General features: G+C 67.3%; 20 protein-coding genes. 3 read left to right on the forward strand and 17 right to left on the reverse strand.

The window, feature by feature from the left end; translation table 11 throughout:
- Window positions 1-183: 183 nt before the first annotated feature.
- The 7 genes from gshB to AC07OC_RS09375 all read right to left on the reverse strand — a co-directional run bounded on the left by gshB (window position 184) and on the right by AC07OC_RS09375 (window position 10,671).
- Entirely contained in the window at window positions 184-1,140 is a 957-nt protein-coding gene (gene gshB / locus AC07OC_RS09345; RefSeq protein WP_494601019.1) for a glutathione synthase, read from the reverse strand.
- Window positions 1,141-1,275: 135 nt separating this feature from the next.
- The gene (locus tag AC07OC_RS09350; protein ID WP_218297844.1) at window positions 1,276-2,463 is read right to left on the reverse strand and encodes a benzoate/H(+) symporter BenE family transporter; all 1,188 of its coding nucleotides are present in this window, start codon (window positions 2,461-2,463) and stop codon (window positions 1,276-1,278) included.
- Window positions 2,464-2,599: 136 nt separating this feature from the next.
- The gene (locus AC07OC_RS09355) at window positions 2,600-4,468 is read right to left on the reverse strand and encodes a potassium transporter Kup (protein ID WP_494601021.1); all 1,869 of its coding nucleotides are present in this window, start codon (window positions 4,466-4,468) and stop codon (window positions 2,600-2,602) included.
- A gap of 272 nt (window positions 4,469-4,740) precedes the next feature.
- Window positions 4,741-6,036 (reverse strand): glutamate--cysteine ligase, encoded by a 1,296-nt coding sequence (gshA, locus tag AC07OC_RS09360; RefSeq protein ID WP_218297846.1) that lies wholly within the window; start codon window positions 6,034-6,036, stop codon window positions 4,741-4,743.
- Window positions 6,037-6,134: 98 nt separating this feature from the next.
- Window positions 6,135-7,601, reverse strand: a complete 1,467-nt coding sequence (locus AC07OC_RS09365; protein WP_494601023.1) for a TrkH family potassium uptake protein — start codon at window positions 7,599-7,601, stop codon at window positions 6,135-6,137.
- Between the two features lie 274 nt (window positions 7,602-7,875).
- Entirely contained in the window at window positions 7,876-9,330 is a 1,455-nt protein-coding gene (gene trkA / locus AC07OC_RS09370) for a Trk system potassium transporter TrkA (protein WP_218297848.1), read from the reverse strand.
- A 60-nt stretch (window positions 9,331-9,390) separates the two neighbouring features.
- Window positions 9,391-10,671: a glutamate-5-semialdehyde dehydrogenase gene (locus AC07OC_RS09375; RefSeq protein WP_218341794.1), complete on the reverse strand. Its 1,281-nt coding sequence runs from the start codon at window positions 10,669-10,671 to the stop codon at window positions 9,391-9,393.
- 93 nt (window positions 10,672-10,764) lie between these two features.
- On the opposite strand from AC07OC_RS09375, the gene AC07OC_RS09380 reads away from it, so the two are divergent.
- Window positions 10,765-11,043, forward strand: a complete 279-nt coding sequence (locus tag AC07OC_RS09380; RefSeq protein WP_218341793.1) for a hypothetical protein — start codon at window positions 10,765-10,767, stop codon at window positions 11,041-11,043.
- Between the two features lie 84 nt (window positions 11,044-11,127).
- Here the strand turns inward: AC07OC_RS09380 and holA are convergent, their stop codons facing one another.
- Window positions 11,128-12,183 carry a DNA polymerase III subunit delta gene (gene holA, locus AC07OC_RS09385; RefSeq protein ID WP_218341792.1) on the reverse strand — a complete coding sequence of 352 codons (1,056 nt, stop codon included), beginning with the start codon at window positions 12,181-12,183 and terminating at the stop codon, window positions 11,128-11,130.
- 235 nt (window positions 12,184-12,418) lie between these two features.
- On the opposite strand from holA, the gene rocF reads away from it, so the two are divergent.
- Complete coding sequence (gene rocF, locus AC07OC_RS09390; RefSeq protein ID WP_218341791.1) at window positions 12,419-13,408, forward strand: arginase; 990 nt, start codon at window positions 12,419-12,421, stop codon at window positions 13,406-13,408.
- Window positions 13,409-13,479: 71 nt separating this feature from the next.
- Here rocF and AC07OC_RS09395 read toward each other — a convergent pair whose 3' ends face one another.
- From AC07OC_RS09395 to AC07OC_RS09420, 6 genes are all read right to left on the reverse strand, one after another.
- Window positions 13,480-13,977 (reverse strand): LPS-assembly lipoprotein LptE, encoded by a 498-nt coding sequence (locus AC07OC_RS09395; protein ID WP_218297853.1) that lies wholly within the window; start codon window positions 13,975-13,977, stop codon window positions 13,480-13,482.
- Window positions 13,978-14,096: 119 nt separating this feature from the next.
- Window positions 14,097-16,790: a leucine--tRNA ligase gene (gene leuS, locus AC07OC_RS09400; RefSeq protein WP_218341790.1), complete on the reverse strand. Its 2,694-nt coding sequence runs from the start codon at window positions 16,788-16,790 to the stop codon at window positions 14,097-14,099.
- A 135-nt stretch (window positions 16,791-16,925) separates the two neighbouring features.
- Window positions 16,926-17,375, reverse strand: a complete 450-nt coding sequence (locus AC07OC_RS09405) for an ExbD/TolR family protein (RefSeq protein ID WP_218341789.1) — start codon at window positions 17,373-17,375, stop codon at window positions 16,926-16,928.
- Between the two features lie 22 nt (window positions 17,376-17,397).
- A complete protein-coding gene (locus AC07OC_RS09410; RefSeq protein WP_218341788.1) occupies window positions 17,398-18,081 on the reverse strand; it encodes a MotA/TolQ/ExbB proton channel family protein in 684 nt (227 codons plus the stop codon).
- A gap of 14 nt (window positions 18,082-18,095) precedes the next feature.
- Window positions 18,096-18,956 carry a 4-hydroxy-tetrahydrodipicolinate reductase gene (dapB, locus tag AC07OC_RS09415; protein ID WP_218341787.1) on the reverse strand — a complete coding sequence of 287 codons (861 nt, stop codon included), beginning with the start codon at window positions 18,954-18,956 and terminating at the stop codon, window positions 18,096-18,098.
- A gap of 66 nt (window positions 18,957-19,022) precedes the next feature.
- Window positions 19,023-19,583, reverse strand: a complete 561-nt coding sequence (locus tag AC07OC_RS09420; RefSeq protein ID WP_218341786.1) for an outer membrane protein assembly factor BamE — start codon at window positions 19,581-19,583, stop codon at window positions 19,023-19,025.
- 87 nt (window positions 19,584-19,670) lie between these two features.
- On the opposite strand from AC07OC_RS09420, the gene fur reads away from it, so the two are divergent.
- A complete protein-coding gene (fur, locus tag AC07OC_RS09425; RefSeq protein ID WP_218297859.1) occupies window positions 19,671-20,087 on the forward strand; it encodes a ferric iron uptake transcriptional regulator in 417 nt (138 codons plus the stop codon).
- A 119-nt stretch (window positions 20,088-20,206) separates the two neighbouring features.
- Here fur and hprK read toward each other — a convergent pair whose 3' ends face one another.
- The 3 genes from hprK to hpf all read right to left on the reverse strand — a co-directional run bounded on the left by hprK (window position 20,207) and on the right by hpf (window position 22,131).
- Window positions 20,207-21,163 (reverse strand): HPr(Ser) kinase/phosphatase, encoded by a 957-nt coding sequence (gene hprK, locus AC07OC_RS09430; protein WP_218297860.1) that lies wholly within the window; start codon window positions 21,161-21,163, stop codon window positions 20,207-20,209.
- Window positions 21,164-21,216: 53 nt separating this feature from the next.
- Window positions 21,217-21,684 carry a PTS sugar transporter subunit IIA gene (locus tag AC07OC_RS09435; RefSeq protein ID WP_218297861.1) on the reverse strand — a complete coding sequence of 156 codons (468 nt, stop codon included), beginning with the start codon at window positions 21,682-21,684 and terminating at the stop codon, window positions 21,217-21,219.
- Between the two features lie 111 nt (window positions 21,685-21,795).
- Window positions 21,796-22,131 (reverse strand): ribosome hibernation-promoting factor, HPF/YfiA family, encoded by a 336-nt coding sequence (gene hpf, locus AC07OC_RS09440; RefSeq protein ID WP_218297862.1) that lies wholly within the window; start codon window positions 22,129-22,131, stop codon window positions 21,796-21,798.
- Window positions 22,132-22,160: the final 29 nt, after the last annotated feature.

The raw sequence follows: 22,160 nt of genomic DNA on the forward strand, positions 1-22,160 counted from the left end.
CTACAACCCAAAACCAAACTTTCTTCTTCCACCTTCTCAGCCCCGGCAACCACAGGGCCTAGACCCCATCATCACCCAAACCTCCAGCGCCCCGCATCTCTGCAGCACCGCCTCAGTAGCGAAGCCCTCGACTATAGCATGAGTTCGGAGGGCAAGGAAAGACCCCAGCCAAAAAATCGCCCTCTACCGGGGGGACGCCGCCATGGCGGACTCCAGTGCGTCGATGAACAGGGCGGCGACATCACACCCTGTCTGATCGAAGATTTCCTGGAAGCACGTCGGGCTGGTCACATTGATTTCCGTGACGCAGTCCCCGATGACATCCACGCCCGCCAGCAACAGGCCGCGCTCTTGCAGTAGGGGCCCCAGGGTTTCGCCGATCTCCAGGTCGCGTGCCGTCAGGGGCCGTGCCACGCCCTTGCCCCCCGCCGCAAGGTTGCCACGCACCTCCGTGCCTTGCGGAATGCGCGCCAGGCAATAAGGAACGGGCTTGCCGCCAATCACCAGCACGCGCTTGTCGCCGTCCACGATCTCGGGCAGAAACTTCTGCACCATCACGCTCTGCGCGCCGTCGCGATTGAGCGTTTCGGTGATGCTGCCCAGGTTCAGGCCATCCGGTCCCACGCGGAAGATGCCCATGCCCCCCATGCCGTCCAGCGGCTTGAGGATGATGTCCCGGTGCTCTGCGTGAAAACGCTGGATGTCCGATGCGCTGCGCGTGACCAGGGTTGGCCCGATGAACTGGGGAAACTCCATGATCGCCAGCTTTTCCGGATGGTCGCGCAGTGCCCGGGGCTTGTTGAACACGCGGGCGCCATCTCGCTCGGCCTGCTCCAGCAGATGGGTGGCGTAGAAATACTCGCTGTCGAAGGGCGGGTCCTTGCGCATCAGCACGGCGTCGAAGTCCACCAACGCGGCGACGCGTTCGGGCTGCGCCTCGAACCACGGGCTGGCATTCCCCGTCAGTCGGATGTCGCGCACCCGCGCACTCACCTTGCTTGCGCGCTGCCATGTGATGTGCCGTGGCTCGCACACCGCCAGCGTATGCCCGCGCCGATGGGCTTCGCGCATCATGGCGAAGGTGGTGTCCTTGTAGATCTTGAAGCTTTCCAGGGGATCGGCGATGAAGAGCAGTTTCATGGTGTCGGATCGAAAGTAGCAGGAGAGGCGCTGCCAGGCTGGCCAGCTAGCTCCTCTATATAGATATGGGCAAAGACGATGGCCGCAACGCCCGGTTGGCCCGGCCGCCGCGCCAGCGGTTCACCCGGGCTCGCCTCACGCACCCCGGGCCGGCGAACGCCTGTACTGTTGCACAAATAGCGCAAAGCTGCCGGCGACCACGCCCCAGAAGGCCGACCCCACCCCGGCAATGACCACGCCGCTCAGGGTGACGAGGAACGTGACGAGCGCCGCTTCGCGGTGCGACTCCTCGCGCAAGGCGACCGCCAGGCCGTTGCCGATGGTGCCCAGCAGGGCCAGGCCTGCGATCGCCACCACCAGTTCGGAGGGAAATGCGGTCAGCAGGCCGGTGATGACCGCACCAAAGAGACCGATCGCCACATACAGTGCGCCGCAGCACACCGCTGCCGTGTAGCGCCGATGGCGGTCCTCATGGGCCTCGGGGCCCATGCACATCGCGGCCGTGATGGCGCTGAAGTTCAGCGCGAAGGCGCCAAAGGGCGCGAGCGCGAGCGTGGCGAGCCCCGTCAGCGTGATGAGGCGGGAGATGGGCAGGTCATAGCCCGAGGCCCGGATCACCGCAACGCCGGGAAGGTTTTGCGACGCCATGGTGACGACGAACAAGGGGATCGCCAGGCTGATGGTCGCGGCAAGGCTGAACTGCGGGGCCGTGAAGACGGGCATTGCCAGTTCCAGCCGCACCCCCGACCATGCCATCTTCCCCTGCAGGGCCACGAAGACCACGGCCACCGCCAGGGTGACGACCACGGCGTACCGCGCCGCGAACTTGCGGGAAAACAGGTACACGACCAGCATGGTCAGCACCAGCGGCAATGCCGTCTGGGCGGCGGCAAACGCCTGCAGGCCGAAACGCGCCAGCACGCCCGCCAGCAGGGCGGCGGCGATCTCCATGGGGATCCGCCCCATGGCCCGCTCGAACCAGCGCGTCACGCCGGCCAGCGTGATGAGGACGGCGCTGACCATGAAGGCGCCCACCGCCTCGCCCATGGTGAAGCCCCCGGCCAGGCCGGCCGTGGCCAGCACGGCCGCGCCAGGGGTGGACCAGGCCACCATCACGGGCTTGCGCAGGATGAGCGAGGGCACCAGGGAACACAGGCCCATGCCCAGGCCCAGCGCCCACATCCAGGACGTGACCTGGGCCGGCGTGGCGCCAAACGCCTGCGCGGCCTGGAACACGATGGCCACCGAACTGGTGAAGCCCACCAGCACGGCCACGAACCCGGCAGTGAATGCCGACAGGCTCAGGTCTTTGAAAAATTGCATGGGCTGGATTCTGGCACCCCGCATCCCCGCCGGCGGCCGCGCCACCGCAGAAAGGCGGGGGACACGAATGCTATTATTTTTATAGCTATTGGCGCTTGATGAACAAGCGCTTGAGGCCAAAAAGACCCCAACCCGCTCAAATCTCGATCTTGGATCCGAGTTCGACGACCGCGTTGTTGGGCAGGTGCAGGAAGTCCGCCGCACCACTGGCGTTGTGGTGCATCTGCGCGAACAGCTTCTCGCGCCAGGGCGCCATGCCGCTGCCAATGGTGGGGATGACGGTATCGCGCGAGAGGAAGTAGCTGGTGGTCATCGACTCCAGCTCGCAGCCCCGCCCGCGCAGCAGCTCCAGCGCACGCGGCACGTCCGGGTCGTTCTTGAAGCCGTAGTGGATCACCACCTGCCAGCAGTCGTGGCCCAGGGGCTCCACCTGCAGGCGCTTGTCCAGCCCGATCCAGGGCGTCTCGTGGTTGTGCACGGTCACGAACAGGTTCTGCTGGTGCAGCACCTTGTTGTGCTTGAGGTTGTGCAACAGCGCATTGGGCACCGCACCGGTCTCGGCCGTGAGAAACACGGCGGTGCCCTCGACCCGCGTGGGCGGGCTGATGAACACCGACTCCAGGAAGTCCTTGAGGTCGATGGCGTCCGCACGCAGCTTGTCGTTGAGCAGCCGTCGCCCCTCCTTCCACGTCATCATGAGGGAGAACACGACGCCGCCGATCATCAGCGGGAACCAGCCGCCCTGGAACAGCTTGAGCAGGTTGGAGGCAAAGAACGCCAGGTCCACCACGAAGAAGCAGCCCGTGGCCGCGATGCACAGCGCCAGCGGGTAGCCCCAGCCGTACCGGATCACGAAGAAGGTCAGCGTGGTGGTGATCAGCATGTCCAGCGTCACGGCGATGCCGTAGGCGGCCGCCAGGTTGCTGGAGGAGCGGAACATCACCACGGCCAGCACGATGGCGGCGAACAGCCCCCAGTTGACCAGCGGCATGTAGATCTGCCCGGTGTCCCGCACGCTGGTGTGCTGGATGTTCAGGCGCGGCAGGTACCCGAGCTGGATGACCTGCTTGGTCACGCTGAAGGCGCCGGTGATCAGCGCCTGCGATGCGATCACGGTGGCCATGGTGGCCAGTATCACCAGCGGGACCAGCGCCCAGTCGGGCGCCATCATGTAGAACGGGTTCTTCACTGCCTCGGGCTCGGCCAGCAGCAGCGCGCCCTGGCCGAAGTAGTTGAGCGTGAGCGCGGGCATGGCCACGCCGAACCAGGCCATGCGGATGGGGCGCTTGCCAAAGTGGCCCAGGTCGGCGTACAGGGCCTCGGCCCCCGTCACGCACAGCACCACGGCCCCCAGGATGACGAAGCTGGTGCCGGGATGGGCCCACATGAAGCCCAGCGCGTGGTGCGGGCTCAGCGCCCAGAGGATCTCGGGATGCCCCACGATGTGCGAGACGCCCAGCAGCGCAATGGTGATGAACCACACCAGGGTGATGGGCCCGAAAAACTTGCCGATGCCGCTGGTGCCGCGCTTTTGCACGGCAAACAGGCAAAAGAGCACGACCAGGGTGATCGGAATCACGTACTGCTTGAAATGCGGCGAGACGACTTCCAGCCCTTCGACGGCCGACAGGACCGAGATGGCGGGCGTGATGACGCCGTCGCCATAGAAGAGCGAGGTGCCGAAGATGCCCACGGCCAGCAGCACGCCACGCAGCCGGGGCTTGTCCTTGACGGCCTGGGAGGCCAGCGCCAGCATGGCGATGAGCCCGCCCTCGCCGTGGTTGTCGGCGCGCAGCACCAGCACCACGTACTTCAGCGAAACAATGACGGTGAGCGTCCAGAAGAAGATCGAGAGGATGCCGTAGATATTGGCTGGGGAGAACGGCACATGGCCGGACCCGAAGACCTCCTTGACGGCATACAGCACGCTGGTGCCGATATCGCCATACACAACACCGATGGCGCCCAGCGTAAGCGCTGCGAGCGATGATTTGGAGCTTTGCACTGACCGCACCCGGCACACAGGGGCTGCCGGGTTCCGTTACTTTTGGGAACGCTATTGTGCGCCTGAGGCAGATCAAGTGCCTGGGGGGAGCTCCCCATGTTGCGACGCAACAACTTGCCCTTGGCAGCCCGGCGCAGACATGGCAGGCCGCGCGGAATCCCCCGGCGATACTGGCGCTGCCTGATCGCAGGGGCGGCCCCGCCCCAAGGGCCGCGGCCCTGCCCCCTCCGGGAGAAGACGGAGAAGGCACGCCGCTTCCCGGGGGCGCCGTTTCAGTCGTACACCTCGGCGTCCGGGTTGGTGGCTTCCAGCTCGTAGCTGGCCGCCAGCATGGCCAGGCGCGCGACCACGCCGTACATGTAAAAGCGGTTGGGCGCGCTCACGCCGGGGCGCACGCCGGGCTGGGGCATGTGCGTGCTGTGCTCGAACGCGAGCGGCACGAAGCTCGCGCCCGGGGCGTTGAGGTTCTCGTCCACGCCGCGCTCGGCATGCATGCGGTAGAAGCCGCCCACCACGTAGCGGTCCATCATGTAGACCACCGGTTCGGCCACGGCCTCGTGCACGCGCTCCTGCGTGAGCACGCCTTCCTGGATGATGAGGTCGCTGACCGGCTGGCCGTCCTTGATGATGGCCATCTTGTTCTTGGTCTTGCGGTTGACCGCGTCCAGCTCCTTGGCGTCGCGCACGGTCATGATGCCCATGCCGTAGGTGCCGTTGTTGGCCTTGACGATGACGAACGGCTTCTCGTTGATGCCGTATTCCTTGTACTTGCGGCGCACCTTGGTCAGCAGCGCATCCACCGTGGTCTGCAGCTTGTCCATGCCTTTGTCCTCGGCAAAGTCCACGCCGTCGCACTGGCTGTACATGGGGTTGACGAGCCAGGGGTCGATGCCCAGCATCTTGCCGAAGCGCTTGGCCACCTCTTCGTAGTTCTTGAAGTGGGTGCTCTTGCGGCGCACGCTCCAGCCCGCATGCAGCGGGGGCAGCAGGTACTGCTCGTGGATGTCTTCCAGAATGCCGGGCGGCCCGGCGGAGAGATCATTGTTCAGCAGAATGGTGCAGGGGTCGAAGTCCTTGAGGCCCAGGCGGCGCTTGGTGCGCACCACGGGCTCCAGCGTCACCGTGTCGCCATTGGGCAGCTCGATGAGCGTGGGCTTCTTGATCTCGGGACTGATGGAGCCCACGCGCACGTTCAGGCCCGCCATGTTGAAGATGCGCTGCAACTGCACCACATTGGCCAGGTAGAAGGTGTTGCGCGTGTGGTTTTCCGGAATGATCAGCAGGTTGCGCGCCTCGGGGCAGATCTTCTCGATGGCGGCCATGGCGGCCTGCACGGCCAGGGGCAGCATCTCCTTGGTGAGGTTGTTCCAGCCCCCGGGAAACAGGTTGGTGTCCACGGGCGCGAGCTTGAAGCCCGCATTGCGGATGTCCACCGAGGTATAGAACGGCGGCGTGTGCTCCATCCACTCCAGCCGGAACCAGCGCTCGATGGCGGGCATCGAGTCGAGAATGCGCTGTTCGAGTTCGTTGATCGGCCCGGTGAGGGCCGTGATGAGATGCGGAACCATGGAAAGCCCTCGGGAAGCGATTGCGATGAATTGTAGGGAGTTGGGGTCGGGCCGGAAATTCGCAAGCCGCCTGCGGCACGAGCCGTGGCGGGCGCTGGCTACCGGCGCCAGAAGGCGGGGGTGAGCAAGGCCATGAAGCTCAGGATCTCCAGCCGCCCCAGCAGCATCGCCAGCGAACACACCCAGATCTGGAAATCGGTCAGCACGGCATAGGTGGACGCAGGGCCCACGCTGCCCAGCCCCGGGCCCGCGCAGTTCACGCTGGCCAGCACCACCGAGAACGCCGTGACCGGGTCCAGGTCGGTCAGCAGCATGACCATGCTGAGCCCGAAGACCGTGCCGCCATACACCAGCATGAACGCGAGCACCGAGAAGATCACGCGGTTGTCCACCACGGCCCCTCCCAGGCACACGGGCTGCACGGCGCGCGGGTGCACCAGGCGGTTCATCTCCCGGCGCGCCTGCTTGGCCAGGATAAGCATGCGCACCATCTTGATCCCCCCGCCGGTCGACCCCGCGCTGGTGGCCACGCCCGACAGCAGCAGCATGAACACGGGCGCAAACACGGGCCAGGCCAGGTAGTCCACGGTGGCATAGCCCGTGGTGGTGGCGAGCGAGATCACATTGAACATCGCGTGGCGCAGCGCATTCAGCGGGGCATAGACCCCCTTGGCCCACAGCAGCAGCGCCACCACCAGCCCCCCGCCCACCAGCGAGAAAAGCGTCGCGCGCAACTCCGGGTCGCGCCAGAAGCCACCCCAGTGGCCCTTGCGGAAGGCCACGAAGTACAGCGCGAAATTGCAGCTGGCCACCAGCATGAAGAAGACGCAGATCGCCTCCAGCAGCGGCGACTGGAAATACCCGAAGCTGGTGTCATGGGAAGACAGCCCGCCCAGGCTCACCGTGGTGAACATGTGCATCAGCGCATCCAGCGGCCCCATGCCGGCCGCCCAGTAGGCCAGGCCGCAGGTGACGGAAAACAGTGCATACACGCCCCACAGGCCCTTGGCGGTGCCCGTCATGCGCGGCGTGAGCTTGGCGTCCTTGAGCGGCCCGGCCGCTTCGGCCTTGAACAGCTGGCTGCCCCCGACCCCCAGCAGCGGCAGGACGGCCACCGCCAGGATGAGGATGCCCATCCCGCCCATCCACTGCAGAAAGGTGCGCCATACATTGACCGACACGGGCAGCGCGTCCAGGCCGCTGAGCACCGTGGAGCCGGTCGTGGTCAGGCCCGACACCGCCTCGAAGTACGCATGCGTGAAAGACATCGGCCGCCCGATGTGGTGGCCCGCCAGCATCAGGGGCACCGCGGCGGACAGCGGCAGCAGCATCCACACCAGCGACACCAGCATCACGCCGTGGCGCGGCTGCAATTCCTGGCGGAAAAGGCGCAGGCGCCACCAGAGCCACGCCCCCACCGCCATCGTGGCGCCCATGGCGATCGGGTACACGTGCCACACGCCATCGCGCGTCCACAGCGACACCACCAGCGGCAGCCCCATGGCCAGCGAAAAGATCATGACCAGGATGCCCAGCACGCGCAGGACGGGAAACATGTCTGTCATGACGGGCGTCCTTGGTCCATGGCAGCCGGCATCGCATGCAGCTGCCGATACTGGCGCAGCCCAGGCGAGGGCCGCCGCGCAAGGGCCGCCGCGCCGCAGAGGCGGCGCTTCGCTGGCGTGCGCTGGCGGCGTCCCCCTGCCCGCAGCGCGAAGCGCTGCGAGAGCGGGGGCTGGGGGCCGGGGCTCCCAGCGTGCCTGCGCAGGCTGGGACGGCCCCGAAGAGCTGGTGCCTCTGGCAACTGCACGGAGGCGCGAATCAACTCAGGGGAGGACATCAAAAAAACGTCGCGCTCACGCGGAAGAGCTTTTCCACGTCGCGCACGAGCCGCTTGTTCGGCAGGAAGAACACCACGTGGTCGTTGCCCTCGATCACCGTGGAACTGCGCGGGATGATGACCTGCGGCTCGCGCAGATCCCCGGGCGGCGCATCGGGCGAATCCGGCAGGCCGCGCACGATCAGGCCCATGTGCACATCGCGCGGCAGCGCCAGTTCGCTGACCTTGCGGCCCACCACGCGCGAGCTTTTCCGGTCGCCGCGCGCCACGATCTCCAGCGCCTCCGCCACGCCCCGGCGCAGGCTGTGCACGGCCTGCACATCCCCCTGGCGCACGTAGGCGAGCAGCTCGCCCAGCATGGCCTGCGCGGGCGACAGCGCGATGTCGATCTGCGTGCCGTGCATCAGGTCGGCGTAGCTGCGGCGGTTGATGAGGGCGAGCACCCGCCTGGCGCCCATGCGCTTGGCCAGCAGGCAGGACATGATGTTGTCCTCGTCGTCGTCGGTGAGCGCCAGGAACAGGTCCACCTCCTCGATGCCCTCGTCGCCCAGCAGGTCCTCGTCGGTGGTGTCGCCCTGCAGCACCAGCACCTCGGAAGGCAGGGCCGACGCCAGCTCGACGCAGCGGTCGGCGTGGTCCTCGATGATCTTGATGTTGAAGCGCCCCGGCGCCTGCGCCAGCTGGCGGGCCAGGCGCAGCCCCACCCGGCCGCCGCCGGCGATCATGATGCGGCGCACGGGCTGGGAAGGCTGCGACTGCGGCCGGTGCAGGGCCGCCAGCACCTTCGCGATGTGCTCCTGCGCGGCCAGCACGAAGACCTCGTCGCCCGGCTCGATGCGGGTGCGCCCGTCGCACGCGACGAAACGGTCCGGCTCGTCCGGAAACCGCCGGTAGATGGCCACCATGCGCATGGCCATCTCGGGGTCGCTCTCGCGCAGCTGGCCGATGGTGTGGCCCGCCATGGGGGCACCCGCACGCGCGCGCACCGATACCAGGCAGGCACGCCCCCCCGCGAACTCGCGCACCTGCATGGCCTCGGGGTATTCGATGAGCTTGCCGATGTAGCGCGTGAGGGATTCTTCGGGGCAGATGATGCGGTCCACCGCAAAGCCCTCGGGTCCGGTCAGCCGCGTGTCCAGGTCAAAGCCGGTGGAGCGCACCCGCGCGATGCGCTTGGGGATGTTGAACACCAGCTGCGCGATCTTGCAGCACACCAGGTTGGTCTCGTCCTGCGCGGCGCAGGCGATCAGCAGGTCGGTGTCCTGCGCGCCCGCCTCGGCCAGCACGGCGGGCTCGATGCCGTTGCCCACCACGCCGCGCAGGTCGAAGCGCGACTCCAGGTCGCGCAGGCGCGCGGCGTCCGTGTCGATCACGGTGATGTCGTTGCGCTCCGACACCAGGCTGTCGGCCACGCTCTGGCCCACGCGGCCCGCCCCGAGGATGATGATTTTCATGTGGCATGGGCCGTCAGCGCACTACTGGCAAGCGCCACCAGCTATGAAAAATGGAGCAAATCAGGTCCGCACCTCGCCCTCGCCCAGCACCACGTACTTGAGCGAGGTCAGGCCTTCGAGCCCCACGGGCCCGCGCGCATGGAATTTGTCGGTGCTGATGCCGATCTCGGCGCCCAGCCCGTACTCAAAGCCATCGGCGAACCGCGTGCTGGTGTTCACCATCACGCTGGCCGAATCCACCTCGCGCAGGAAGCGCTGGGCGTGCATATGGTTGGTGGTGAGGATGGCATCCGTGTGGTGGCTCGAATACCGGTTGATGTGGGCGATGGCCTCGTCCACGCCATCCACCACCTTCACGCTGATGATCGGGGCCAGGTACTCCTCGCTCCAGTCCTGCTCGGTGGCGGGCACCAGCTGGGCGCCTTGTACCGATTGCAGGATGGCCAGCGCCTGCGGGCAGCCCCGCATCTCCACGCCCTTGGCGGCGTACACGGCGCCGATCTTCGGCAGGAAGTCGGCCGCCACGCCCCGCGCCACCAGCAGGCCTTCGCTCGCGTTGCAGGGGCTGTACTTGTTCGTCTTGGCGTTGTCGGCCACCTTCACCGCCATGGCGATGTCGCAGGGGTCGTCCACATAGGTGTGGCAGTTGCCGTCCAGGTGCTTGATGACGGGCACCTTGGCGTCGCGGCTGATGCGCTCGATCAGGCCCTTGCCGCCACGCGGAATGATCACGTCCACGAACTGCGGCATGGCGATGAGCTGGCCCACGGCCTCGCGGTCGGTGGTCTGCACCAGCTGCACCGCGTCCTGCGGCAGGCCGGCCTCGGCCAGCGCCTGCTGCACCAGCTTGGCCAGAGCCTTGTTGGAATCGATGGCCTCGGAACCGCCGCGCAGGATGCAGGCATTGCCGCTCTTGATGGACAGCGACGCGGCCTCGATGGTCACGTTGGGCCGGCTCTCGTAGATCATGCCGAACACGCCGATCGGCACACGCATCTGGCCCACGCGGATGCCGCTCCCCTGCTGCTTCATGCCCAGGATCTCGCCGATGATGTCGGGCATGGCGGCCAGCTGCTCGCAGCCCTCGGCGCAGGTCTCCAGCACCTTGGGGCCGAGCTTCAGGCGGTCCACCATCGGCTCGGCCAGGCCGGCGGCGCGGGCGCGTTCGAGGTCGCGGGCGTTGTCGATCTGCAGCGCCTCCACGTTCTCGCGCAGCAGGCGGGCCAGGGCCTTGAGTGCTTTGTTTTTGATAGCTGCTGGCGCTTTGGCCATCAGCGCAGAGGCCGTTTTGGCCTGCTGGCCGAGGGTGTGCGTGTATTCAGCGACGTTGAGGGCGTTCATCCGGCGATTTTGCCGCAGATACCCTCTGTGCGGCCCACCGAGCGCCTGTTACCCTTGCCACCCCGCCGCCATCCCCCGCTTCCAGAGCCGCCCATGACCCGCGCCCACCTGCTCCAACCTGTCCACGACGCCCTGCAGGCCTTCAGCCAGGGCACGCTGTCGGCGTCCGCCCTGAGCACCACCGCCCGCGCCCAGACCGACCTGCTGGCCGCCCTGCCCCCGCGCTACGCCGAGGTGCTGCACGGCCTGCTGGACCGGCTCGAATCCAGCGCGCTGTTCTCGGAAGAAAGCTGCTCGTTCAGCCAGAAGGATCTTGTCGCCAACCTGGAGATGTGGGTGGACAAGGCACGCGGCGTGCTGGACGCCGCCTGATCATTACTACCATTTTGATAGCTTCCAGCGCTTGATGGACAAGCGGTAGCGGCTATTTTTATCTGGAACCAGGCGCAGCGCGGCTCACCGCGCCGCCTGCGTCAGCCGGCACAGCTGGAACGCCAGGCGCTGCAGCGCCTGCCAGCCGTCGGTCGGCCAGTCGGGCGCCTTCAGGCCTTTGACGATGCCGTCCACTGTGTGCGCGGACTGCAGCAGGCGCGCCAGGGCGGCGTCGCTGGCCTTGGGCAGGATGCGCTCGAACAGGCGCTCCTTGGGGCCCCAGATGCGGTTCTCGCGCAGGGCCATGGGCAGGGGGCGGCCGGCGTTCATCGCGTCCTTCACGCGCTTGAGGGCGCGGATGTCCTCGGCCAGCGCCCAGTGCACCAGCACCTCGGCCTCGCCCTCGGCCTGCAGGCCGTCGAGCATGCGCTGCACGCGCGCGGTCTGGCCGGACAGCACGGACTCGGACAGCTTGAACACGTCGTAGCGCGCCACGTTGAGCACGGCGGCCTCGACCTGGGCCTGCGTCAGCTCGCCCGCCGGGTGCAGCAGGGCCAGTTTCTGGATCTCCTGGTGCGCGGCCAGCAGGTTGCCTTCCACGCGGTCGGCAAAGAACTGCAGCGTGCGCTGCCCCTCCTCGCCCGCCACCACGCGCTGCCCCTGGGCGGCCAGGCGCTGTGCGATCCACTGCGGCAGCATGCCGCGCTCGATGGGGTCGATCTGGAGCGAGGTGCCGCTCGATTCGAGCGCCGCGAACCACGCGCCGGTGCGTGTGGCCTTGTCCAGGCGCGGGAGCATCACGAGCGTGAGCGTGCTGTCGTTGCCCCGGGCGGACTCGGCCACCTGCTGCAGCGCCACGCTGCCGTCCTTGCCGGGCTTGCCCGAGGGAATGCGGATCTCCACGATCTGCTTGTCGGCGAACAGGCTGAGCGAGCCGCCCGCCGCCAGCACCGCGCTCCAGTCGAAGTGCGCGCCCGCCACCGTGTAGGAACTGCGCTCGGTATAGCCCTGCGCACGGGCCGTGGCGCGGATGGCGTCGGCCGCCTCCTGCTGCAGCAGGGGCTCGTCGCCATGCAGCACGTAGAGCGGCGACAGGCCCCGTTGGAGATGCGTGGAGAGTTGGGCCAGGGCGACTTGCATGCGGCAAAGTTTATCCCCTTGCCCTGGCACCCTGGCGCACCAGGAGGCCAGGGGCACAGAAAACCCCGCAGATCGCCAGCACAGGCCTGCAGATTGCACGGTACACGCACCCGATTGCGCAGCTGTCCTGCTTTTCATTGGCGCTCCCCGCCCCGACAATCACCCCGCCACCACACGGGCACCCAGCACCCCGGGCGCGCCCGGCACCGTCCGTTCCCCACAAAGGCCTCGCACCATGACCTCCACCCCGCCCCTCCCCGCACCATCCATCAGCCTCCTGGGCGCCCCCACCGACGTGGGAGCGGGCGCGCGCGGCGCCTCCATGGGCCCCGAGGCCCTGCGCGTGGCCGGGCTGCAGCCGGCGCTGGAAAGCCACGGCCTGCGGGTGTTCGACCGGGGCAACCTGAGCGGGCCGGCCAATCCCTGGCAGCCCCCGCAGCAAGGCTACCGCCACCTGCCCGAAGTCGTGGAGTGGAACCAGCGCGTGTTCGATGCGGTGTATGCCGAATTGCGGCGCGGCCACCTGCCCATCCTGATGGGCGGCGACCACTGCCTGGGCCTGGGCAGCATCAGCGCCGTGGCGCGGCATTGCGCGGAGACCGGCAGGAAGCTGCGCGTGCTGTGGCTTGATGCGCATGCCGACTTCAACACCAGCGCCCTCACGCCCAGCGGCAATGTGCACGGCATGCCCGTGGCCTGCCTGTGCGGCTTTGGGCCGAAGGAGCTGACAGAGCTGGCCCGGATGCCCGGCGGAGGCCCCGCGCTGCACCCCGGCCAGATCCGCCAGATCGGCATCCGCAGCGTGGACGAAGGCGAAAAACGCTTCGTGCACGAGCAGGGCCTGGAAGTCTTCGACATGCGCTACATCGACGAGGTGGGCATGCGCCAGACCATGCAGCAGGCGCTGGCCGGGCTGGATGCCGACACCCACCTGCACGTGAGCTTCGACGTGGATTTCCTGGACCCGGACATCGCGCCCGGCGTGGGCACCACGGTGCCCGGCGGCCCCACCTACCGCGAGGCCCAGCTGTGCATGGAGATGATCGCCGACAGCGGCCGCCTGGCGTCGCTGGACATCGTGGAGCTCAACCCCGCGCTGGACGTGCGCAACCGCACCGCCGTGCTGGCCGTGGACCTGGTGGAGTCGCTGTTCGGCAAGAGCACGCTGATGCGCGTGCCATCGGGCCTGCGCGCCCCGCAGGCGGCGCTCCGTAGCGCTTCCTGAAACGGGCGCGCGCCCCCGCGCGGGACGCCGTGGAGCGGGCCTGGCCCGGCCGCTGGCGTCGCCGCCCCCGGCTACCGCTTCACGGCGGCCAGCCGGCGCATCAGCTGCTGCACCAGGTCGGTCCGCATGTTGCGGTACAGCAGCGCCTCTTCGGCCTCCTTGGCCAGGGCGATGGTTTCGTTGTAGCTGATGTCGCGCTGCTGCAGCAGTTCGGTGTCAGGGATCAGCTCGGTGCCCGCCGGGGTCCGGAGCCTGAAGCGGATGCGCAGCCGCAATTGCAGCTCGCGCACCTGGCCCGAGGCGTTGAGCCCCACCACCACGCGCTCCTGCTGCTCCTGCAGCAGGTCCAGGATGGCCTCGGCGGTGGGCAGGGCCGCCGGGTCGCGCAGCACCTGCAGCTTGCTGCCCGACCCGTCCAGCGTGCGCTGCAGCTCCCGCGCCAGCGGCGAGCCCGCGGGGGCCGCGATGTAGAGCGAGTCGAACCCGAACTCCGGCACGCCCCGCAAGCGAAAACCGCAGGCCGACAGCAGGGCCGCGGGCGCGATGAAGAGCAGTGTGCGTCTTTGCATTTCAGTTATCCATTGCGTTCGCGCCACCCACAACCCGTGGCACTGGCGCGGCCCAGGCCAGCAGACGCCGCACCAGGGCCGCCCCGGCGCGCAGCGCCTCAGGGGGGTGTCGCTTCATTTCACACCACCACGTTCACGAGGCGGCCAGGCACCACGATCACCCGCTTGGGCGCCGCGCCCGCGGCATGTGCCGTGAACGCCTCGCTGGCCAGGGCGATGCGCTCGATCGCTGCCTTGTCGGCCTGCGCCGGCACGTGGATGGAGCCGCGCAGCTTGCCATTGACCTGCAGCATGAGCTCGATCTCGTCCTGCACCAGCGCGTTCGCATCCACCTGGGGCCAGGGCGCATCCAGCAGATCGCCCAGGTGGCCCGCGTAGCCCAGGCTGCTCCACAGGCTGTGCGCGATGTGGGGCGTGGCCGGGTACAGCACGCGCAGCAGGATACCAAAGCCTTCGATCAGCGCCACCTGGGCGCCGGCCGACTCCGTGGCCTTGAAGTCCTCGAGCGCGTTGATCATCTTCATCGCGCCCGACACCACGGTGTTGTACTGCATGCGCTGGTAGTCGTAGTCCACCTGCTTGAGCACGGTGTGGATCTCCAGCCGCAGGGCCTTGGCTTCCTTGCCGAATTCCACCTCCTTCAGGCTGCTGGCGCTTGCCACGCTGGCGCTGGCGGCTTGCATGTCCATGGCGGAGAGCTTGAAGCCGAAATTCCACACGCGGCGCAGGAAACGGTAGCTGCCTTCCACGGCCGCGTCGTTCCACTCCAGCGTGGCCTCGGGCGGGGCGGTGAACATGGTGTACAGGCGCGCGGTGTCGGCGCCGTACTTCTCGATGAGGTCCTGCGGGTCCACGCCGTTGTTCTTGGACTTGGACATGGTGCCCACGCCCTCGTAGTCGATGGGCGTGCCCGCCGGCAACAGGCCGTCACCGCTGGCGGCTTCGTTCTTGAGCCTGGCGCCAACGATCTTGCCGCCTTCGTCCAGCACATGCTCCACATCGTGTGGCCAGAAGTAGTCCTTTCCGCCCTTGGCGGTGCGGCGGCTGTAGATGTGGTTGAGCACCATGCCTTGCGTGAGCAGCTTGGTGAAGGGCTCGTCCACCTTGACCAGCCCCAGGTCGCGCATGACCTTGGTCCAGAAGCGCGCGTACAAGAGGTGCAGGATGGCGTGTTCGATACCACCGATGTACTGGTCCATCGGCATCCAGTAGTCGGCGCCGCCAGCGACCATGGCGTCGGCATTCTTAGGGTCGCAATACCGCATGAAATACCAGGACGAGTCCACGAACGTGTCCATGGTGTCCGTCTCGCGCCGCGCGGCCTTGCCGCACACGGGGCAGACCACGCCAGCATGGAAACCTTCGTGCTTGTGCAGCGGGTTGCCCGAACCATCGGGCACGCAGTCGGTGGGCAGCACCACCGGCAGGTCCTTCTCGGGCACGGGCACGGCACCGTGTTCATCGCAATGGATGATGGGAATGGGCGTGCCCCAGTAGCGCTGGCGGCTCACGCCCCAGTCGCGCAGGCGCCAGGTGGTCTTGGTCTCGCCCAGGCCCTTGGCCTGCAGCGCGTGGGCCACGGCGGTGACGGCTTCCTTGTAGCCCAGGCCGCTGAAGCTGTCGGAGTTGATGGTGACGCCGCGCTGCTTGTCGCCGTACCAGTCGTTCCACTGGTGGTAGTCGAAGTGCTCGCCATCGACCAGCACCACCTGCTTGATCTCCAGGTTGTACTTGAGGGCGAAGGCGAAATCGCGCTCGTCGTGCGCGGGCACGCCCATCACGGCGCCGTCGCCATAGCCCATGAGCACGTAGTTGCCGACCCAGACCTCGACCTTTTCCTCCGTCAGCGGGTGCGTGACGAACAGGCCCGTGGGTTGGCCCTTCTTTTCCTGCGTGGCCAGCTCGGCCTCGGTGGTGCCGCCGCTCTTGCATTCCTCGATGAAGGCGGCGAGCTCCGGGTTCGTCCTGGCGGCGTGGGCGGCCAGCGGGTGCTCGGGCGCCACGGCGCAGAAGGTCACGCCCATGATGGTGTCGGCGCGCGTGGTGAAGACGTACATGCGGCCGTCGCCGATCAGCGTGCCGTCATCGCCCCGGATATCGTGCGGGAAGGCGAAGCGCACGCCTTCGCTCTTGCCGATCCAGTTCTCCTGCATGAGCTTCACGCGTTCGGGCCAGCCGGGCAGCTTGTCGCCGGTCACGAAGTCCAGCAGCTCTTCGGCGTAGTCGGTGATCTTCAGGTAGTAGCCCGGGATCTCGCGCTTTTCCACCGTGGCGCCGGTGCGCCAGCCCTTGCCGTCGATGACCTGCTCGTTGGCCAGCACGGTCTGGTCCACCGGGTCCCAGTTCACGACCTGGGTCTTGCGGTAGGCAATGCCTTTTTCCAGCATCTTGAGGAACAGCCACTGGTTCCACTTGTAGTACGTGGGGTCACAGGTGGCCACTTCGCGGCTCCAGTCGATGGCCAGGCCCATGGCCTGCATCTGCTTCTTCATGTACGCGATGTTCTCGTACGTCCACTTGGCGGGGGGCACGCCGTTCTTGAGCGCGGCGTTCTCGGCCGGCAGGCCGAAGGCGTCCCAGCCCATGGGCATGAGCACGTTGTGGCCGTTCATGCGCAGCTGGCGCGTGAGCATGTCGTTGATGGTGTAGTTGCGCACATGGCCCATGTGCAGCTTGCCGCTGGGGTAGGGCAGCATCGAGCAGGCGTAGAACTTCTTCTTGCTGGTGTCCTCCGTCACGCGGTAGGCGTCGGTGGCGGTCCAGTGGTCGTGCGCGGCGCGCTCGACGTCTTGGGGAGAGTATTTGTCTTGCATGAGGGCTCGGGGATGAGAGAGGTGTGCGGCTGCGAGGCCGCGCTGCGCAGATTTTAGGCTGTCAGGCCCTGCGTTCCGCGCCCGCCGCCGCCAGCGGCCTGCGCGGCCCCCCTGGGACCCCGGCGCATGGCGGCTTCAAGGTGCCCTGGCAGGGGCCGTTGGCGCGCCAGCGGCCGGCGGCTCGGCCACGAAGCCGATGCGCTGCAGCCCGGCCAGGTGCGCCGCGCCCATGACCTCGACCACCCGCCCATAGGGCACGGCCGCATCGGCGCGCAGCTGGATTTCGGTGTCGGGCCGTTCGGCGCCGATGCGGCGCAGGCGCTCGGCCAGCGCGGGCTGCGACAGGGGCTCGTCCTGAAGAAAGGCCTGGCCCGAGGCATCGACCACCAGGGTGACGAACTGCGGCACCGTGCCGGGCGTGGCGCCTTCGGTGCGCGGCAGGTCGAGCCGGATCGCGCTAGCCATGAGCGGCGCCGTGAGGATGAAGATGACCACGAGCACCAGCATCACATCCACCAGCGGCGTCATGTTGATGTCGCTCATGGGCTGGGGCCCGGCGGTGCGTTCAAGTCGTCCGAAGGCCATGGTGAAAACGGACCTCCGGGATTCAGGGCCGCGCACCGGCGGGCGGCGCCGTGTCGATCAGCAGTTCGCGCAGGTCGCGCGCGAAGCCTTCCAGGTCGGCCTCGATGCGGCCGATCAGGCGGCCGAACACGTTGTAGGCCAGCACGGCCGGGATCGCCACCGCCAGCCCGGCCGCCGTCATGACCAGCGCCTCGCCCACGGGGCCGGACACGCGGTCGATGGTGATCTGCCCCGCGCCCGCCATGGCCGTGAGCGCATGGTAGATGCCCCAGACGGTGCCCAGCAGCCCCACGAACGGTGCCGTGGAGCCCACCGTGGCCAGCAGCACCTGGCCAAACTGCAGGCGCCCGAGCACGCCGTGCAAGGCGTCGCGCAGCACGCGGGTGAGCCGCTGCGACAGGCTGCCTGCCGCCGCCAGCGTGGGCTGGCCGGTGGGACCGGCATGATTTGCTATTGAATTCGCAGCAACAACCAAAGGCAGGACAAGCGCAGCGCGGTCAAAAGATTGCAGGCGCTGTGCAGCAACGTCCATGGACGGCGCCTGCCAGAACGCCGCCGTGCAGCGGGCCACGTCGGCGCTGGCCTGGCGCATGAGCCGCAGCTTCCAGACGATGACCACCCAGCTTGCCACGGACATGGCCAGGAGCACCAGCGCGGCACCCTGCGTGACGGCGTCGCCCTGGCGCCACCAGTGGAGAGCGTCCATGGCTGGCCCGATGGCTAGTTGTTGTTAAGGCCCAGCACATCGAACATGTCGAACATGCCCGTCTTGTGCCCGGCGAGAAAGCGCACCGCGCGCAGGCTGCCCTGCGCGTAGGTGGCGCGGCTGGAGGACTTGTGCGTGATCTCGATGCGCTCGCCGATGCCCGCGAACAGCACGGTGTGGTCGCCCACGATGTCGCCGCCCCGGATGGTGGCAAAGCCGATGCTCGACGGGTCGCGCTCGCCCGTGACGCCCTCGCGCGCAAACACGCCGCACTCCTTGAGGTCGCGGCCCATGGCGCCGGCGATCACCTCGCCCATCTTGAGCGCGGTGCCCGAGGGCGCATCCACCTTGTGGCGGTGGTGGGCCTCGATGATCTCGATGTCGTAGCCGGTGGCCATGGCCTTGGCGGCCATCTCCAGCAGCTTGAGCGTGACGTTGACGCCCACGCTCATGTTGGGCGCCATGACGATGGCCGTGCGCTGGGCCAACGCCGCGATCTCGGCCTTCTGCGCATCGGTGAAGCCGGTGGTGCCGACGACGGCCTTCACCCCGAGCTGGCTGCACACGGCCAGGTGGGCCAGGGTGCCTTCGGGGCGCGTGAAATCGATCAGGACGTCGGCGTTTTTCAGGCCCGTGGCAATGTCGGCCGTGATGGCGACGCCGCTGGCATGGCCGAGGAACGCGGTGGCATCCGAGCCGATGCCCGGGCTGGACGGCACGTCCAGCGCACCGGCCAGCACGCAGTCGTCACTGGCGCGAAGGGCCTCGATGAGCATGCGGCCCATGCGGCCCGATGCGCCGGCGATGGCGACACGGCAGGGGCCGGAGCCCGTGGAAGCGGTGGAAGGGGCGGCAGGCGAAGAAGTCCCTGTCATGGGTGTCCTGTACGTTGTGGTTGAAGCACGGCGGGCCAGGCACGGCCCACCGCCAGCCCGCCGGCGTTACCGTGCGGGCGCTTCAAGCGGTGGATAGCTGATGGAAGCGGGCTCCAGCGGCGCCGCGGTGGGCGACGCGGGGGGCCGCTGGGAAGCGGGATACCGGGCCAGCTGCTCCGGCGTGGCCTCGAGCACGGGCACCTTGCCCTTGGAGCCGCGCGACCCCAGGGTCGCCACGAACTCCGTCTCGGTCGGCATCTCGTCGCCCTCGGAGCGCTCGAGCGCGTCCCCCTTGAAGTACACGGTCAGCTTGCGGGTCTGGGCATCTTCGCCGGGGCGCTTGAGCGTGAACACATATTCCCAGCGGTCGGCATGGAACAGGCTGGTGACCAGCGGGGTTCCCAGAATCTCTCGAACCTGCTGGCGGCTCATGCCAGGCTGGAGCGCCTCGACCTGCTCGCGCGAGACAAAATTGCCCTGCACCACATCTATCTTGTAGGGGGTGACAATGTTGGCAATGCGGGTACTGGCGCCATCCAGGCTGCTGCAGCCGGCCAGGGCGGCCACGCTGGCACCGATCAACAGGACCAGGCCCAGGCGGGCGCTGCAACGGGCTTTGACGGGCATGGGTAAAAGGGCTGAGGATATGATCGCCCCATTGTAGCGGCAGGCCCTCCGACCCCCAGGCGGGGCCGCATCCCGAAAGACCATGCCATGACCAACATCGACGAACTCAAAAGCACGGGACTCAAGGCCACGCTGCCCCGCCTGAAGATTCTGGAAATCTTCCAGAAGGGCGCGCAGCGCCACATGACGGCCGAGGACGTGTTTCGCGTGCTGCTGGAGGAGCGCTCGGACATCGGCCTGGCCACGGTCTACCGCGTGCTCACGCAGTTCGAGCAGGCCAGCATCCTGATCCGCAGCAATTTCGAGAGCGGCAAGGCGGTGTACGAGCTCAACGAAGGCCAGCACCACGACCACTTCGTGTGCACCTCGTGCGGCAAGGTGGAGGAGTTCTACGACCCCGAGATCGAAAAACGCCAGCAGGCCGTGGCCAAGGCCAAGGGCTGGCTGGTGCAGGACCACACCATGGCGCTGTACGGGCAGTGCGCCGACTGCGCTAAGAAATGACTCCCCCCTGAGCCACCTTCGGCGTCTTCCCCCTAAGGGGGACGCTCCCGGCGCGGCGGGGCGGCCCTTGCGCGGGAGCCCTGGTATGGGCCGCGCCAGTTTCGGTGGCCTGAGCGCCGCTAGCCGCCCGTATCGCGCTCCATGGCGCGGCGATGGCGTTCGACAAACTCTTGGTAAGTGTCGATGCCGCGCAGTTGCAGGATGGTGTTGCGCACGGCGGCCTCGACCAGCACGGCGATGTTGCGGCCGGCGACCACCTGGATCACGACCTTGAGCACGGGCACGCCCAGCACGTCCTGGGTGAGAGGCTCGTAGGGAAGGCGTTCGTAGTCGCGCTCCAGGGTTTCCTTGCGCACCAGGTGCACGATGAGCTTCAGCCGCATCTTGCGGCGCACGGCGGTCTCGCCAAAGATGGCGCGGATATCGAGCAGGCCGATGCCGCGCACTTCCAGCAGGTTCTGCAGCAGTTCGGGGCACTTGCCCTCGATGGTGGTCTGGTTGATGCGGAACAGGTCCACCGCATCGTCGGCCACCAGGCCGTTGCCGCGCGAGATCAACTCCAGGCCGAGTTCGCTCTTGCCCAGGCCCGATTCGCCGGTGATCATCACCCCCAGGCCCAGGATGTCCATGAACACGCCGTGCATGGTGGTACGGTCGGCGAAGTGCTTGGACAGGTAGGCGCGCAGCACGTCGATGACAAACGCCGACGACTCGTGCGTGGAGAACATCGGGATCTGCGCCCGCTCGCACATCGACACCAGGGCGTCGGGGGCGGTCTGGTTGTCGGCCAGCACCAGCACGGGCGGCTCCAGCGTCACGATGCGCGCGATGCGGCGCTTGCAATCATCGGGCGAAGCGCTGCCGAGATACGCGATCTCCCGCTCGCCCAGGATCTGGACGCGGTACGGATGGATGTAGTTGAGATAGCCGACCAGATCGGCCCCGGAACGTGCCGAGCGCACCGCCACTTCGTCAAAGCGGCGTTCGGAGGCGCCCAGCCCCGCCACCCACTCCCATTTCAGGAGGCCCCGGAATTCCTCGAAAAGGACATCGGCGCTGACGACATTGGGCTTCACGGTGGATCGGCGACGGTGGTGCGAGCGTGCGTTCGTGCGCGGCGCCAGGCGGCTCAGGCCGTCTGCGTGGACTGCCAGCCCGCGATCATGCCGTGCAGCTCGGTGGCGTCGGTGCAGCCCTTGAGCCGTTCACGCAGCGCCGAATCGCTCAGCAGCTCGGCGATCTCGGACAGGATTTCCAGGTGCTTTTGGGTGGCCGCTTCGGGCACCAGCAGGAAAATGAGCAGCCCGACGGGCAATTCGTCCGGCGCATCGAACCCGATGGGATTGAGCAGCTGGAACACGGCGGCCATGGGCGCCTTCAGGCCCTTGATGCGACCATGGGGAATGGCCACGCCATGGCCCAGGCCGGTGGAGCCCAGGCGCTCGCGCGCGAACAAACTGTCGGTGATCAGCGCGCGCGACAGGCCGTGCTGGCTCTCGAAAAGGAGACCCGCTTCTTCAAAAGCACGCTTCTTGCTGGTGGCGTCCACGCACACGAGCACTTGAGCGGAAGGCAGGATGGAGGCGAGTCGGTTCATGGTCAAGGGTAACAATTATGCACACGTTGGCGAAAACCCTGAGCACAACGCATCGGGCAACAAAAAAACCGCCCAGTGGGCGGCTGCTGTGCCAGGCTCAGGGCTGCCGCATCAGGCGTGCAGTTCGCGCTTGGCGGCATCGTGGTGATGGTCCTGCAGGCGATCCTTGTGGCGCACGACCTGGCGGTCCATCTTGTCGACCAGTTCATCCACGGCGGCATACAGGTCGGCGTGGGAGCTTTCGGCAAACAGGTCGTTGCCCTTGACGTGGATGTTGCATTCCGCTCGCTGCCTCTTTTCCTTCTCCTTTTGCTTCTCTACCGTCAGCAGTACCTTGACATCGACAACCTGGTCAAAATGGCGGGTGATCCGGTCCAGCTTGGTGGTGACGTAGTTGCGCAAGGCTGGGGTAACTTCGAGGTGGTGACCGCTGATCGTCAAGTTCATAAATAAGTCTCCTGTAACACTCTCGGTGG

Source organism: Acidovorax sp. GW821-FHT10E04 (genome assembly GCF_059415185.1).

Bases quoted from the DNA above. Each gene is read 5' to 3' on its own strand.
- AC07OC_RS09350 (WP_218297844.1), bottom strand. From the start codon at position 2,463: ATGCAATTTTTCAAAGACCTGAGCCTGTCGGCATTCACTGCCGGGTTC.
- AC07OC_RS09405 (WP_218341789.1), bottom strand. From the start codon at position 17,375: ATGGCCTTCGGACGACTTGAACGCACCGCCGGGCCCCAGCCCATGAGC.
- gshA (WP_218297846.1), bottom strand. From the start codon at position 6,036: ATGGTTCCGCATCTCATCACGGCCCTCACCGGGCCGATCAACGAACTC.
- AC07OC_RS09395 (WP_218297853.1), bottom strand. From the start codon at position 13,977: ATGCAAAGACGCACACTGCTCTTCATCGCGCCCGCGGCCCTGCTGTCG.
- AC07OC_RS09365 (WP_494601023.1), bottom strand. From the start codon at position 7,601: ATGACAGACATGTTTCCCGTCCTGCGCGTGCTGGGCATCCTGGTCATG.
- rocF (WP_218341791.1), top strand. From the start codon at position 12,419: ATGACCTCCACCCCGCCCCTCCCCGCACCATCCATCAGCCTCCTGGGC.
- AC07OC_RS09435 (WP_218297861.1), bottom strand. From the start codon at position 21,684: ATGAACCGACTCGCCTCCATCCTGCCTTCCGCTCAAGTGCTCGTGTGC.
- AC07OC_RS09420 (WP_218341786.1), bottom strand. From the start codon at position 19,583: ATGCCCGTCAAAGCCCGTTGCAGCGCCCGCCTGGGCCTGGTCCTGTTG.
- fur (WP_218297859.1), top strand. From the start codon at position 19,671: ATGACCAACATCGACGAACTCAAAAGCACGGGACTCAAGGCCACGCTG.
- holA (WP_218341792.1), bottom strand. From the start codon at position 12,183: ATGCAAGTCGCCCTGGCCCAACTCTCCACGCATCTCCAACGGGGCCTG.
- AC07OC_RS09380 (WP_218341793.1), top strand. From the start codon at position 10,765: ATGACCCGCGCCCACCTGCTCCAACCTGTCCACGACGCCCTGCAGGCC.
- dapB (WP_218341787.1), bottom strand. From the start codon at position 18,956: ATGACAGGGACTTCTTCGCCTGCCGCCCCTTCCACCGCTTCCACGGGC.
- AC07OC_RS09410 (WP_218341788.1), bottom strand. From the start codon at position 18,081: ATGGACGCTCTCCACTGGTGGCGCCAGGGCGACGCCGTCACGCAGGGT.
- gshB (WP_494601019.1), bottom strand. From the start codon at position 1,140: ATGAAACTGCTCTTCATCGCCGATCCCCTGGAAAGCTTCAAGATCTAC.
- AC07OC_RS09375 (WP_218341794.1), bottom strand. From the start codon at position 10,671: ATGAACGCCCTCAACGTCGCTGAATACACGCACACCCTCGGCCAGCAG.
- leuS (WP_218341790.1), bottom strand. From the start codon at position 16,790: ATGCAAGACAAATACTCTCCCCAAGACGTCGAGCGCGCCGCGCACGAC.
- trkA (WP_218297848.1), bottom strand. From the start codon at position 9,330: ATGAAAATCATCATCCTCGGGGCGGGCCGCGTGGGCCAGAGCGTGGCC.
- hpf (WP_218297862.1), bottom strand. From the start codon at position 22,131: ATGAACTTGACGATCAGCGGTCACCACCTCGAAGTTACCCCAGCCTTG.